Source organism: Sphingobacterium daejeonense (assembly GCF_901472535.1).
In the GTDB taxonomy this organism is placed as follows: Bacteria; Bacteroidota; Bacteroidia; order Sphingobacteriales; family Sphingobacteriaceae; genus Sphingobacterium; species Sphingobacterium daejeonense.
In genome coordinates, this window is sequence record NZ_LR590470.1 from 2928001 (window position 1) to 2941108 (window position 13108).

Annotated in this window: 14 protein-coding genes; 7 read left to right on the forward strand and 7 right to left on the reverse strand. The window is 34.3% G+C overall.

Annotated features, from left to right (window positions below; genetic code table 11):
• Nucleotides 1–53: 53 nt before the first annotated feature.
• Complete coding sequence (locus tag FGL31_RS14220) at nucleotides 54–320, reverse strand: hypothetical protein (protein ID WP_138092396.1); 267 nt, start codon at nucleotides 318–320, stop codon at nucleotides 54–56.
• Nucleotides 321–751: 431 nt separating this feature from the next.
• Between FGL31_RS14220 and FGL31_RS14225 the strand changes: the two genes are divergently transcribed.
• Nucleotides 752–943, forward strand: coding sequence for a cold-shock protein (locus FGL31_RS14225; protein WP_099370928.1), 192 nt, complete (start codon nucleotides 752–754; stop codon nucleotides 941–943).
• A 182-nt stretch (nucleotides 944–1125) separates the two neighbouring features.
• Complete coding sequence (locus FGL31_RS14230) at nucleotides 1126–1998, forward strand: DUF8832 domain-containing protein (RefSeq protein ID WP_138092398.1); 873 nt, start codon at nucleotides 1126–1128, stop codon at nucleotides 1996–1998.
• Between the two features lie 31 nt (nucleotides 1999–2029).
• Here FGL31_RS14230 and FGL31_RS14235 read toward each other — a convergent pair whose 3' ends face one another.
• Nucleotides 2030–3232, reverse strand: a complete 1203-nt coding sequence (locus FGL31_RS14235; RefSeq protein ID WP_138092400.1) for an MFS transporter — start codon at nucleotides 3230–3232, stop codon at nucleotides 2030–2032.
• 147 nt (nucleotides 3233–3379) lie between these two features.
• On the opposite strand from FGL31_RS14235, the gene arsC reads away from it, so the two are divergent.
• Nucleotides 3380–3724, forward strand: coding sequence for an arsenate reductase (glutaredoxin) (gene arsC, locus FGL31_RS14240; protein ID WP_138092402.1), 345 nt, complete (start codon nucleotides 3380–3382; stop codon nucleotides 3722–3724).
• A 271-nt stretch (nucleotides 3725–3995) separates the two neighbouring features.
• Here arsC and FGL31_RS14245 read toward each other — a convergent pair whose 3' ends face one another.
• Entirely contained in the window at nucleotides 3996–4187 is a 192-nt protein-coding gene (locus FGL31_RS14245; protein ID WP_099370933.1) for a CsbD family protein, read from the reverse strand.
• A gap of 175 nt (nucleotides 4188–4362) precedes the next feature.
• Between FGL31_RS14245 and FGL31_RS14250 the strand changes: the two genes are divergently transcribed.
• Nucleotides 4363–4563, forward strand: a complete 201-nt coding sequence (locus FGL31_RS14250) for a hypothetical protein (RefSeq protein WP_138092404.1) — start codon at nucleotides 4363–4365, stop codon at nucleotides 4561–4563.
• 192 nt (nucleotides 4564–4755) lie between these two features.
• On the opposite strand, the gene FGL31_RS14255 is transcribed toward FGL31_RS14250, so the two are convergent.
• Together FGL31_RS14255 and FGL31_RS14260 are read right to left on the reverse strand one after the other, a co-directional pair.
• A complete protein-coding gene (locus FGL31_RS14255) occupies nucleotides 4756–5514 on the reverse strand; it encodes a TIGR03915 family putative DNA repair protein (protein WP_099370935.1) in 759 nt (252 codons plus the stop codon).
• A complete protein-coding gene (locus FGL31_RS14260; RefSeq protein ID WP_138092406.1) occupies nucleotides 5514–6767 on the reverse strand; it encodes a putative DNA modification/repair radical SAM protein in 1254 nt (417 codons plus the stop codon). The genes FGL31_RS14255 and FGL31_RS14260 overlap by 1 nt, the downstream gene beginning before the upstream one ends.
• Before the next feature lie 125 nt (nucleotides 6768–6892).
• Between FGL31_RS14260 and FGL31_RS14265 the strand changes: the two genes are divergently transcribed.
• Both FGL31_RS14265 and FGL31_RS14270 read left to right on the forward strand, forming a co-directional pair.
• Nucleotides 6893–7897: a ligase-associated DNA damage response exonuclease gene (locus FGL31_RS14265; RefSeq protein ID WP_138092408.1), complete on the forward strand. Its 1005-nt coding sequence runs from the start codon at nucleotides 6893–6895 to the stop codon at nucleotides 7895–7897.
• A 2-nt stretch (nucleotides 7898–7899) separates the two neighbouring features.
• On the forward strand, nucleotides 7900–9483 hold the full coding sequence (locus FGL31_RS14270) for an ATP-dependent DNA ligase (RefSeq protein WP_138092410.1): 1584 nt from the start codon (nucleotides 7900–7902) through the stop codon (nucleotides 9481–9483).
• A 50-nt stretch (nucleotides 9484–9533) separates the two neighbouring features.
• On the opposite strand, the gene FGL31_RS14275 is transcribed toward FGL31_RS14270, so the two are convergent.
• Nucleotides 9534–11648 (reverse strand): catalase, encoded by a 2115-nt coding sequence (locus FGL31_RS14275; protein WP_138092412.1) that lies wholly within the window; start codon nucleotides 11646–11648, stop codon nucleotides 9534–9536.
• 151 nt (nucleotides 11649–11799) lie between these two features.
• Between FGL31_RS14275 and FGL31_RS14280 the strand changes: the two genes are divergently transcribed.
• The gene (locus FGL31_RS14280) at nucleotides 11800–12306 is read left to right on the forward strand and encodes a pyridoxamine 5'-phosphate oxidase family protein (RefSeq protein ID WP_138092414.1); all 507 of its coding nucleotides are present in this window, start codon (nucleotides 11800–11802) and stop codon (nucleotides 12304–12306) included.
• Nucleotides 12307–12373: 67 nt separating this feature from the next.
• Here FGL31_RS14280 and FGL31_RS14285 read toward each other — a convergent pair whose 3' ends face one another.
• Complete coding sequence (locus FGL31_RS14285; RefSeq protein ID WP_099370940.1) at nucleotides 12374–12916, reverse strand: lipocalin family protein; 543 nt, start codon at nucleotides 12914–12916, stop codon at nucleotides 12374–12376.
• Nucleotides 12917–13108 lie beyond the last annotated feature (192 nt).

The window sequence follows — 13108 nt, forward strand, 5'->3', positions numbered from 1 at the left end:
AAAAAGCGAGCCTAAGTATTTTGGCTCGCTTTCATATTTATGAATAAAGACTATTAAAACTTTTTATAAACTTTGGGATAATCACCTAGAAAATAAACCTCATCATTAATGTTGATTTGCCATTTCTTGCCGTCCTTTGTATACATCGTATGCATTTCACCGGTTGTTTCCGTCATCAAAACTGAATTAGAAAAGAAGGCACATCCAACATTTGTTACTGGGAAAGTAATGATTTTACTGTTTGAGATAATGCCTTCTTCCAATAACTTTCGAGCAGTATCTAAAACCACAATAAATGGGATTTGATGAGTAGTATTCATAGTAGGTGTAATTTTTAAAAATTAGCCTTAGCTTAAAAAAGATAAGGCTAAAAACAAGTTTTTTATAGTTATATTATGTAGCAAATAATATCTCTTTTAATAGTGAACCATCTAGAACTTAAATAGTTCTAATTGCAACAAATTTATTTTTTGTTAAATAATCTCAAATAATTGATTATTATTCAAGGAATTATACTATATTTGAGAAATAAATCAGGCTCTGCCGACGCTAATCTAAAACCGATCAGTTCACTCATCTCTTTTAGTCTTCGCTTTTTCAGTCGCTAATTTTGTAAATAAGGTTAAGTCCTATTTGAATTTGTACTGCACATTCTCATTAACTTCTTTCTTAATTATAATACATGATTTATAAAAACATAAAAATAATGGCTTTATGCCGAAAAATAATTCAATAATTAATATTTAATACAATGGAACAAGGAAAAGTAAAATTCTTCAACAACACAAAAGGTTTTGGTTTTATTACACCAGAAAATGGTGGTGAAGATATTTTCGTACACACAACTGGATTAAGAGACAATGTTCGTGAAAACGACACAGTTGTTTACGAAGTAGAAAAAGGTAAAAAAGGATTAAACGCTGTAAATGTACGTCTTGCATAGTACAAATCAATATAAAAATTGAATTTACAAAATGGCTATGGGTTCTTCCCGTAGCCATTCTTTTTTGCTATTAATTTGAACTTTTGACAGTGACATTTGTTTTGAAATAAGAAGGACAATAACCATGTAATCTGGACAAGATTATAAGGTTATCTTCATTTGATCACACAAAACATGTCATCATGGAAAATCATCACAATCACAAAGTTCAGAATAATGGTGGAAACAATAATTACACCTGCCCCATGCATCCTGAGGTTAGAGGCAACAAAGGCGACAAATGCCCGAAATGTGGAATGAACCTCGTGCCACGTGAAGGAACCGAGGAAAATTCGGTAGACGTAAGTCTGGAAGCAGAGCCTGAACCCATAGAGGAACACCAACAAGTAAAATTGAATTTCACTTTCTCTGAAGGAAACAAACCAGTTCGGATGGAAATCTCACATGAGATGAAAGTGCATCTCATGGTAGTTAATGAAGACCTCACTTGGTTCAAACATATTCATCCAGAAGAGAAAAAAACAGGACTTTTTACAGTTACAACTATCTTTCCCTTTGCTGGAAAATTTATCCTTTTCAGTGACTTTAAACCTCAAAATGGCTCTCAAAACATTGACAAAAAAGAACTTACAGTCCAAGGTAAAACTAAGAGCGAATCTGTAGAGTTTATCCCAAAAACCGTTTCAGATGTAGATGGTTATAAGTTAATCTTGGAAAGTGCAGACCACCTTGAGTCAGGACATTCCCAAAGATTAAAGTTCTCTTTGGAGAAGGATGGGAAAAAACTATCTGAATCGGATTTAGAACAGTATCTTGGTGCTTCAGCACATATAGCCATGATCGGAGTTAAAGATAAAAATTTGATCCATGTCCACCCAACTTCCAATAATGAGTATCCGATTTATGCTGAAGCTCATATCAAAAATAGTGGTAAGTATAGAATTTGGGTTGAGTTTCAAACACATGGCAAGGTCCATCTTGCCGACTTTAGCATAGAAGTTAAAGAAGGAAAAACGACAAAAGGAAATGATGAACATAATGTTCATAATCATTAAACAAAGCCGTCTAAAAGAACGGCTTTATTTATTAAGCGCAATCAGCAAGTTTTTCAGAGTTTACCTTCTTTAGAACAATTTTAGATTTCTTTTCTTGCTTAAAATATAGCAAAGTAATCCCGATTCCAATAAGGGATAATAATGCGCCAACCAATACTGGTGAAGTATAACCATATCCTGAATCAATTGGCAATCCTCCAAAATAGGCGCCCAAAGCATTAGCAATATTAAAACATGCTGGACCTAATGAAGCAACCAACATTTCAGCATCGGACTTGACAGAATTCAACAACAATAATGTTAATGATGGAACCAGGGCAAATGTTGCAACGCCAGTAATAAAGGTCATCAAAAGATTAGCATAAGCATTGGATGCTACAAAATAAATTAATACCATGCATAGTATCTGCAGTACCATAACTCCAACCACAACTTTGGATGGTGAAAATCTATCAGTCAGCTTTCCGCCTATCATATTTCCGACAAACATCCCCAACCCTGCCAAGATCATAATGTAAGGTAGAAACCGAGAATTTATTCCAGAGACTTCGCTCATTAAGGGTGCTATATAAGAAATCCAAGCAAAAAGTGCCGCAGGACCAAATGAAAAGATAAGTACCATAAACCAAATATTGGCATTCTTAAAAATGGCAAAATCTTTCCAAGGACTTTTGTTTGATTCTCTAACTTCAGTTTTTGGCATCCAAAATTTTAATGCTAAAATGGTCAAAACACCTATAAAAGCAATTAATAAAAAGGTATATCTCCAAGAATAATGATGACCTATATAGGTACCAATGGGAACCCCTAGTAAGTTGGCTACTGTCAATCCCGAAAACATGGTAGCAACTGCTTGAGCCTCCTTCCCCCTATCCGCTATTCTACTTGCCACCACAGACCCCACTCCAAAAAATGCACCATGTGGCAACCCTGCAATAAATCGAGAAGCCAGTAAGAAATTATAGTCAGGAGCAATGATTGATAATCCGTTGAATAAAGTAAATAGGGCCATTAATATTATCAAGGTTTTAGTTGGTGAAAACCTATTCATACCTACTACGAGCAATGGAGCTCCAACGACTACCCCAAGAGCATATGCCGAAATTAAATATCCAGCTTCTGGAATACTCACTCCTAAGTCACTCGCTACATCAGGAAGCATTCCCATAATGGTGAATTCTGTAACACCAATTCCTAATCCCCCCAGAGCTAGAGCTAATAAACTTTTCTTCATAAAAACTAATTTTGATATACAAATATCCCAAGATTATAATTATTAGAGAAATAAGAATACTTATAAGTTTCTATAATAAATGTGATAGACAAATAGGTTGAAACTATGATACAATTATAATATCTTACAGATCTATATATAAAATATATGATAAAAATTTACCATAATAACAGCTGTAGCAAAAGCAGAGCAGCTTTTGAATTACTAAAAGATAAAAATCTTGAATTTGAAATCCATGAATATTTAAAGAATGTGCCTTCTAAAGAAGAATTAAAAGAAATTATAGTGCTATTAAATATTAAGCCATTTGATTTAATGAGGAAAAATCAATCCTCATTCAAGGAGAAATACAATCAGATGATATTGACAGATGAAGAATGGATTGATGTAATGTTAGAAAATCCAATATTAATAGAAAGACCAATTGTGATTAAAGATGGTCAAGCTGCCATAGGCCGGCCAATAGAAAATATAATTAACCTCTTAAAATAGTTAATAATATTTTTTAGAGTTCGGAACCAATAGGATTATTTTAATTACTTGTATACAGGTATTTTAGCAGAAATGCTTAAGCTCTAGATTTGTGTATAATCCAAAAAAACATGAAAAGAAAACCAAATTCTATGAGCAAAATATTGATTCTTCCAATATTTGCATTGCTATTTTTAGGAATTACATCGTGTAGCAAAGATGATAACGGTGTGGATAAATTGAAAAAGCCCAACTGTAAAGTTGGGCTTTCTCTTTATAAAGGACTAAGATATTATCTATCTAAGTCTCTTAACCACGTTTTAACTTCATCACGAGTTTTACCCGTTTTTTCTTGAAGTCTTCCGTATAATTCGTCTTCTTTTCCTTCAACATACAATAGATCATCATCAGTTAGATCTGCATATTGTTGTTTAACTTTTCCTTTTAATACGTTCCACTTTCCTTTTAAATCTAATGAATCCATAATGCTTTAATTTTTTTAATGTTATTAAATAATTAATGTGTTGTATATAAAGAACACTTCGAGCAATAAAAGGTTTTGATTTTTTTAGAATTGTTTTTTAAAGGTGATTCAAACCATTATTCATGATCTTTGTTTTTTAGACATGGATTTAAATAGAACATTTACCCACAACCATATGGATCGCGAGATAAAATTCAGCGTCACATATGACCCTCAAACGCATTCATTTAGTGTTGTTGAGGATGATAGCATTAATTACATGCTGTTTTATAACCCTGCTAATAAGGAATGGACAACTTCGGAAGATCCAATGCCAACAATTCCAGTAAACGAACTAGCATTATTGGTTCAACAAAATTTTGGAGTATTTGTATAAATATCCCTCTTAAAAAATAACAGCCCCAAATAAATTTGGGGCTGTCATATTATTTAATAACCTTATCCATTTCTGCCTTAGGACAAGGGATTAAAAATTCTATTACATTATGCCTTTGCGAGCTAATTTAATAGTCATGTGTACTGAATGAACAATCCATAATGGAGAAAGTTCTATCTAAATAAAAAATAATTATATTTTTTCTACTAAATACTTCCAATACCGTTTTGGAACATGTCGCAGATGCAATTTCAAATTCTTTCTTTCTTCAATATTCGTACTTTTAAAGTAGGTTTTCCATAAATGTTGAAATTCCAATTCCCTTGGATCAAGATCTAATTCTATAGCATATGGATTTTCAATTTCGTGATTGTCAGAATTACTGACTTCGTGAATCTCCTTTCCATCATAATGATACCCGTAATTTCTGCGGATATCATAAATCAACCACTGTTGATCAGAAAACCGATTTTTAAAAAAAGTAGTAACCAAAGGTAAAACATTAAAATCTGGCTCTATCAAAGCAGTATACAGATTGTCTGAGGATTTGACGAATCTCACAAATGCTTTCATTCTGTGTCTTTCCCGACTTACTTTCTTAATCGTCTGATGTATCTGCAAAATTTCGGGATTCCCGTAGTCCCGAATATCAATTTTACCATCCTTAAATAACCGAATGATAGTCCTAAAACCTAATTCCCATGCTTCTTTTTGATCGGCAAGAAAGTTATGGTAAAATATATTGAGGTCCTTCTTTCCTATTATTTTTTCGATTCCTTTCAAAATTCGGGAAGATTTATTCAGGTCGGTTGAAATTTCTCTCTGATCATTAAATATACTGGGTTCTAACATGGTTAAAACCTTCGGTGTAGCATAAAACTCTTTTCTCTCAAATGCCTCAAATACACAACATAAGTAACCATTGAAACTTCCATCAAACAAATAATTCATTAGAATAGGCTTAATTGTGGTGCTGAAGTTAAAATCTTTGGTTGAGGATTGTGCTCCAGAATGGCCTTCTTTACAGAATCTGGATATATAAATCCTGTATTGACAACCGTATCTTGACAAACCATAAAATATTTAGCTCGGTTAAATGCTATTCCCATCTTCTTCAACTGATGTTCCCGAAGTTTTCCATATTTCCTAGCTTGAACAATTTTATTAGCAGATTGCCTTCCAATACCAGGAATTCTAATGATCCATTTATAATCAGCAGTATTGATATCAATTGGAAAGAATTGGGGATTTCTCAATGCCCAAGAAAGTTTTGGATCAATTTCTAGTTCTAAATGTTGATGGCTGTTGTTTAAAATTTCATTCAAAGAAAATCCATAAAATCGCAATAACCAATCAGCTTGATAAAGTCTATTTTCTCGCACTAAAGGTGGAGCAGTTCCAATTTTGGGCAATAAACTGTCATTTGCATTTATCGGAATATATCCTGAGTAATACACCCGTTTGAGGTTAAATTCTTTATAGAACTTAATAGCGGTCTCCATTACTTGAAGGTCATTTTCTGGTGTTGCGCCAATAACCATTTGCGTACTTTGTCCTGCCGGAACGAAATGAGGAACTTTTTTGAAAATCTTTTTATCCCGCTGCACGGTTTTGATTTCATTTTGAACGATTGCCAATGGCTCTTTTACTGTCTGATGGTCTTTCTCAGGAGCAACCAATTTCAAACCTTCTTCCGTCGGGATTTCAAGATTTACACTCATGCGATCCACATATAATCCAGCTTCTTTTAATAAAGCTTCACTAGCGCCAGGAATAGCTTTCAAGTGGATATAGCCGTTGAACCTTTCTTCCGTTCGAAGTTTCTTTACCACCAACATCAATCGTTCCATCGTATAATCCGCAGATTTAAAAATCCCTGAACTCAAAAACAAACCCTCAATATAATTTCTTCTATAAAAGTTCATTGTAAGATCTACTACTTCTTTCACAGAAAATGCTGCCCTCTGAACATCATTGCTCCTTCGACTCACACAAAACGAACAATCATAAATACAATAATTGGTCATTAAGATCTTTAATAGTGAAACACATCTCCCATCTTCAGTATAGGTATGGCAAATGCCACTTGCAGAGGCATCTCCTATCCCACCATTATTAGTTCGCTTTCCCCCACTTGAACTGCAACTAACATCATATTTTGCCGCATCAGCTAATATTTCCAATTTATCATCAAATCCAAACATATGCTCAATATATTAGTGAACCAATACAAATTTACTAAATTTATTAGTAAAACAATGCCGTCATTTAAAAGTTCTGAACAATTTGAAAAAATTCCTGTTCTATTGATATCAAATGACTTAGCTACATGTTAGAATTTAGAAGAGAAGGTATTTATTGTCCACAAGGTAAGTTTTACATTGACCCTTGGTTACCTGTAGATAATGCAATTATTACTCATGCTCATTCTGATCATGCAAGAATTGGGATGAAAAAATACCTATGCCATCCATTAACAGAACCAATTCTAAGACTAAGACTAGGATCTGATATTAAGGTCCAAACATTGAATTACAATCAGGAGATTTTAATGAATGGCATAAAAGTGTCTTTGCATCCCGCAGGACATATTATTGGGTCTGCGCAAGTTAGAATGGAATATAAAGGCAAAATTACTGTAGCTTCTGGTGATTACAAGGTACAAGCAGATGGAATAAGTACACCATTTGAGCCCGTTCGTTGTCATGAATTTATAACCGAAAGTACATTTGGTTTACCAATTTACAATTGGCTTTCGGTAGAACAAATGAATCAGAACCTTTCTGACTGGGTATTAAACAATCAGAGCAATGGAATTACTTCAATATTAGTTGGTTATGCATTGGGAAAAGCGCAGAGAATTATGAAAGCTGTAGAGGGTGTTGGGAAAATATATGTCCATTATGCTATTGAAAGGATCAATAAAGCATTTATTGATTCTGGCATTTATTTACCTGATTACGAAACCATAGATTTTTCGAATAAGCCTAAAGATCTATCAAACTCTATAATTATTGTGCCCCCCTCCCTATTTGGGTCAAATATGTTGAAAGGAATTCCCAAATCATATACAGCTATTTGTTCTGGATGGATGCAGGTACGCGGAGCAAGACGATGGAGATCGGCCGATGCTGGTTTTGCAATAAGTGACCATGCAGACTGGCAAGGACTTCTTACCGCAATAAAAGAAACGAATGCAGAAAAAGTATTTGTGACACATGGATTTAAGTCAGAATTCACAAGGTATTTGAATGAAATGGGTACCGAAGCGTTTGAGATTACAACAGAGTTTGGCTCCAATGAGGAAATTGATGAAACAATAATTAAAGAATAGGTATGAAGGTATTGGCAAAACTTATCAATGCATTGGATAGCACTAACAAAACTGGAAGTAAGATCATTGCTATTGAAGATTTTTTGGAAGAATCTACCGAACTTGATAAATATTGGTTTTTACGTCTATTTACAGGAAAAAGACCCCGAAGATCCGTTAAGACTTCATTTATGCGCCAATGGGCAACACAGATTTCGGAAGTTCCAGATTGGCTATTTCAAGAAAGTTATCTTGCCGTTGGAGATTTAGCCGAAACAATATCTTTAATTATCCCTCCAGCAACCAAAACCATAGATAAATCGTTGGATGAATGGATGAACGAGATTATTTCTTTGCCAACTAAATCTGAGAATGAAGTCAAATCATATATTATTGACGCTTGGGATCACTTAGATCAGACTGAACGATTTGTATTCAATAAACTTTTGGGAAGTAGTTTTAGGATAGGTGTTTCTTCAAAATCCTTAATCAATGCATTTGCAAAATATTATAAGGTAGATGCTAACCTAGTTGCCCATAGCCTCATGTCTGACTGGTATCCTGAAAAAATGAAATTCGAGGATTTTATTAAAGGTGACCATATCAACATCAATTTATCTGCTCCTTTTCCATTTTGTTTGGCAAATCCATTAACTGATGATCTTGAAAATCTTGGAAAACCCGACGATTGGCAAATTGAATATAAATGGGATGGAATCCGTGGTCAGATCATTCACAGAGAAAACGAAACCTTTATTTGGTCTCGTGGCGAGGAAATGGTCAATGAGCAATTCCCAGAATTAATGAATCAATTTGACACATTAAATGCAGATTTTGTGATCGATGGGGAAATTGTCCCTTATGATGAATTAGGAGTAATGAACTTCAACCAATTGCAGAGAAGATTAAACCGTAAAAACATCGGCAAAAAGTTGATGGAAGAAGTTCCCATTAAATTTATAGCATTTGATTTATTGGAAATCGACCGTGAAGATATCCGTCATCTCCCCTTATCTCAACGCAGGGAAAGATTGTCACAGCTTCTTCAAGCTATTGATTCTCCCAATTTTATTATATCTAAAGAAATAAAGGTCAAAGATTGGGAAGAATTAAAGGATATTCGTGAAAATTCAGGAACCATCAACGCCGAAGGTCTTATGCTTAAGGCTAAAGATTCAGAGTATCAGGTCGGTCGCAAAAAAGGTTACTGGTGGAAATGGAAAGTCGACCCCATGACCATAGATGCTGTATTGATTTATGCCCAACGTGGAAGCGGCAGACGCAGTGGCCATTATACAGACTATACCTTTGCTGTAAAAGATGGTGATAAATTGGTAACTATTGCCAAAGCTTACTCCGGACTCAGCAATGTTGAGATTGCTGAGGTAAGTAAGTTCGTTAGAGCTAATTCCTTGGAAAAATTTGGACCCGTTAGAACTGTAAAACCAGAATTGGTTTTCGAAATTGCTTTTGAAGGAATTGCATTGAGTAACAGACACAAATCTGGTGTAGCTTTGAGATTTCCTCGGATTTTAAGATGGCGGAAAGATAAATTACCCCATGAAATTGATGATATTGAAGAAATCAAGAAAATGATAAAATCATAAATCATTCTATAAAAAAGAAGACCTAATTGCTTAGGTCTTCTTTTGCTATATTATGAAGGGACTTTTCTAGGATTTTCTCTTTCCCATACCCTATGTTTTTTAAGTGCATTAACAAATGCATCTGTCCAATTTGGATCTGACTCAAATATTACACCTTGATCTTTTTCTATAAAAGATTTTGCTGCTAATTGCTCTGCTCCTTTGGCAAATGCAATTGCTTTACAGTGACGATAACCTTCATTAATAAATTGAAGATAATCTGGATTTTGAGCCAACTTGGCTACAGAATCGCCATCAGGAGTATAAAAACCATCAAAACAAACCGAAACATCGGTCAGATAACTATGCTGTATTGGTTCTTCCCCACCTTCCTTATATTTCAAATTACCTACATGCGAAGAAATCAGCACTGCCATAGCACCATCTTTCTCAAGTCTTTTTTTCATTCTATCTACTGATGCTTTACTCACACCATCATCCACCAAAAATGCAATTTTCCGGCTACGAATATTACCCTCATCACCCTTAACCTTCATACTCAAGAATTCAGACTTTTCGACCTCAGGTTTATTAGGCTTTATTGGATAATTTGGGTGATTTTGCCTTGCAAATTGTAAAGTAAGCGGATCTAGAGATTTCATTGGTGTCAATCCTAAGTTTTTCCCAATAGCTTTTGCCAATTTTGGGTCCACTTGATTTAATATTGCCAATTCACGCTTTCTAATGTCTTCATTATTAACTTTCGAAAGCTCAAAACTAAAAGCATTGATTACATGGTTTTGCTCCTCAGGACTTAAAGAATTAAAAAATAATCTAGCTTGAGTAAAGTGATCTGCAAATGAACTTGACCTTGCTCTCACTTTTTTACCATCAACCTGTTGTTTCCCTGTTTGATAACCTGTCTCCCCTTTCAACATGGCTTGGAATGGACAACCATTTCCTTGGCTATTCGGAAAATAACTAGTATTGCCCTTTAAGATATCCATTCTTGCAAACCCATCTTTTTGATTGTTGTGTTTGCCATTTATCGGCCTATTGATCGGTAATTCATGGAAATTTGGACCACCTAATCTATAATTTTGTGTATCCATGTATGAGAATATTCTCCCTTGAAGTAGTGGGTCATCAGAAAAATCAATACCCGGTACTACTCTACCTGGATCGAATGCAGCTTGTTCTGTTTCTGCGAAGAAATTCTCTGGATTACGGTTCAACGTCATCGTACCTATAATCTTAACCGGAACAAGTTCTTCAGGGATAATTTTGGTAGGGTCTAGAATATCAAAAGAGAATTTCATTTCATCTTCTTCAGGAATTAATTGAACCCCCAAATCCCATTGTGGGAATTCACCGTTTTCAATCGCTTCCCATAAGTCCCTTCTATGAAAGTCAGCATCAAATCCTGAGATTTTCTGAGCTTCATTCCATGCTACAGAGTGTACCCCCAATCTAGGTTTCCAATGAAATTTAACAAATGTAGATTTTCCCTCAGCATTTAAAAATTTAAAGGTATGTACGCCAAAACCCTCCATCATTCTTAAGCTTCTAGGAATTGCGCGGTCTGACATCACCCAAAGCGACATATGTGCAGCTTCTGGCATTAAAGAAATAAAGTCCCAAAAAGTATCGTGAGCAGAAGCAGCTTGAGGAATTTCATTGTTAGGCTCAGGCTTAACAGCATGGATAACATCGGGGAAATTCATGGCATCCTGGATAAAGAAAACAGGAATATTATTACCTACAAAATCATAGTTACCTTCTTCTGTGTAAAATTTCACTGAAAATCCACGAACGTCTCTAGCTAAATCTGTTGAACCTTTAAAACCGGCAACTGTTGAAAAGCGGGCGAATACAGGAGTCGTTGTACCTTTTTTAAGGAATGCAGCTGAGGTATATTCAGAAATATCAGCTGTTGCCTCAAAAACTCCATGAGCCCCTGAACCTCTTGCATGAACCACACGTTCTGGAATTCTCTCCCTATCAAAATGCATTAACTTGTCAAAGAATATTTGATCCTGCTGTAATGATGGACCTCGGTCACCTACTTTGAGCGTGTTGTTGTTATCATAAACAGGAACTCCATCATTGGTGGTCATTACCTTGTTCATATTATCGACAACATGCTTGTCAATATGGGGTGCATAAGGTTTTTTTCCTTTTTTCATAGCGTGAATTTTATGGTTTTTAGTTATCCTTTTATTTTAATAAGCATGGAGTATGCTTTCATTTCTTGAACAAAAAAATTGAATAAATGTTCTGACAATTTTTAACTAAACAATTGTGATCTTTTAAGTGTTGAATTAAAAAGAACATATTATGGCAGAGAAAATAATTAGAGATCAAGAAGCTCATGACAAATTAAAATCCATAGTTGATCAAATTGACATCGGTACAATTTGCACTTTCAATCCACATTCTTCTTACCCTCATGGTGTCCCTATGAGCAGACAAGAAGTAAATGAAGAAGGAAATATATGGTATATCTGTTCTGCAGAAAGTGAAACACACAAAAACCTAGAAAAGAATGATAAAATTTCAGTCTTTTATGCCGATCCTAAAAACTATACTTTTTTAAGCATTAATGGTACTGCAACACTAAGTAGAGATCAAGCAAGAATTGATAGATATTGGAGTAAGATGATGGAAGGTTGGTTTGAAAAAGGAAAAGAAGATCCAAATATTAAATTATTAAAGGTAATTCCGGATGAAGCTCATTATTGGGACTCCGGTTCAAATAAAATTGCCACTTTATTTGGTATGTTGAAAAATGCTATTACAGGAAGTAACGAAGATATTGGTGAAGAAGGAGAATTAAAACTCTAAATCATCAAAAATTAAAGCCAGAAAGAAAATCCTTTCTGGCTTTTAAATTTTCGATATAATTACAGAACTATTGTTTCGTCCACACTAACCTATTTAAATCATACCCAGCATCTTTAGCAATTTTCATGAATTTCTCTTTCACAGATTCTGGCATTGTCTTATTTCTGGAAAGCATCCAAATATAATCTGTGTTTTCACCAAAAACAAGAACATTCTCATAGGCTGGATCCATCGCAACAACATTATATCCCGAATAAAATGGTCCGAAAAAGGATACTTTTAAAGCTCCCTTATTTTCGTCACCAATAAATTTTGCCTTTCCTTCAGATTCTTTCCATTCCGATTTAACTGTATCAAAACCACGGTTCAATACATTGACTGAACCATCCTCATTTAAAGTATATTCTGCTGTCACTTGATCCATGTCTTTCTCATGTTTGAAATCAAACCTTGCGATTTCATACCATTTACCAGCATAAGATTTGATATCGAAATTGTCAACAACCTTTACTCCTGAAGGAACTTTAACAGACTTACAAGCCTGGAAAATAAATGGAGACAATAGAATCATCGATCCTAATGCTATTTTAATGTATTTTGAATATTTCATACTATTGTTTATTCTAGAACAATTGTTATATTTTTTTGTTCAGCGTATGTCATTGAATTCCTATAAATCAATGATTAAATCAATTTAAACCGTTAAAAAATTATTAAGAAAAATTTGTCATTGAAATAATACTAATTGTAAATATGTTTTAACAGCTTTATTAAAAATATTCTTCTTACTTTGCATGAATTT

Bases quoted from the DNA above. Each gene is read 5' to 3' on its own strand.
- FGL31_RS14275 (WP_138092412.1), bottom strand. From the start codon at position 11,648: ATGAAAAAAGGAAAAAAACCTTATGCACCCCATATTGACAAGCATGTT.
- arsC (WP_138092402.1), top strand. From the start codon at position 3,380: ATGATAAAAATTTACCATAATAACAGCTGTAGCAAAAGCAGAGCAGCT.
- FGL31_RS14225 (WP_099370928.1), top strand. From the start codon at position 752: ATGGAACAAGGAAAAGTAAAATTCTTCAACAACACAAAAGGTTTTGGT.
- FGL31_RS14285 (WP_099370940.1), bottom strand. From the start codon at position 12,916: ATGAAATATTCAAAATACATTAAAATAGCATTAGGATCGATGATTCTA.
- FGL31_RS14270 (WP_138092410.1), top strand. From the start codon at position 7,900: ATGAAGGTATTGGCAAAACTTATCAATGCATTGGATAGCACTAACAAA.
- FGL31_RS14280 (WP_138092414.1), top strand. From the start codon at position 11,800: ATGGCAGAGAAAATAATTAGAGATCAAGAAGCTCATGACAAATTAAAA.
- FGL31_RS14235 (WP_138092400.1), bottom strand. From the start codon at position 3,232: ATGAAGAAAAGTTTATTAGCTCTAGCTCTGGGGGGATTAGGAATTGGT.
- FGL31_RS14245 (WP_099370933.1), bottom strand. From the start codon at position 4,187: ATGGATTCATTAGATTTAAAAGGAAAGTGGAACGTATTAAAAGGAAAA.
- FGL31_RS14255 (WP_099370935.1), bottom strand. From the start codon at position 5,514: ATGAATTATTTGTTTGATGGAAGTTTCAATGGTTACTTATGTTGTGTA.
- FGL31_RS14265 (WP_138092408.1), top strand. From the start codon at position 6,893: ATGTTAGAATTTAGAAGAGAAGGTATTTATTGTCCACAAGGTAAGTTT.
- FGL31_RS14230 (WP_138092398.1), top strand. From the start codon at position 1,126: ATGGAAAATCATCACAATCACAAAGTTCAGAATAATGGTGGAAACAAT.
- FGL31_RS14250 (WP_138092404.1), top strand. From the start codon at position 4,363: ATGGATCGCGAGATAAAATTCAGCGTCACATATGACCCTCAAACGCAT.
- FGL31_RS14260 (WP_138092406.1), bottom strand. From the start codon at position 6,767: ATGTTTGGATTTGATGATAAATTGGAAATATTAGCTGATGCGGCAAAA.
- FGL31_RS14220 (WP_138092396.1), bottom strand. From the start codon at position 320: ATGAATACTACTCATCAAATCCCATTTATTGTGGTTTTAGATACTGCT.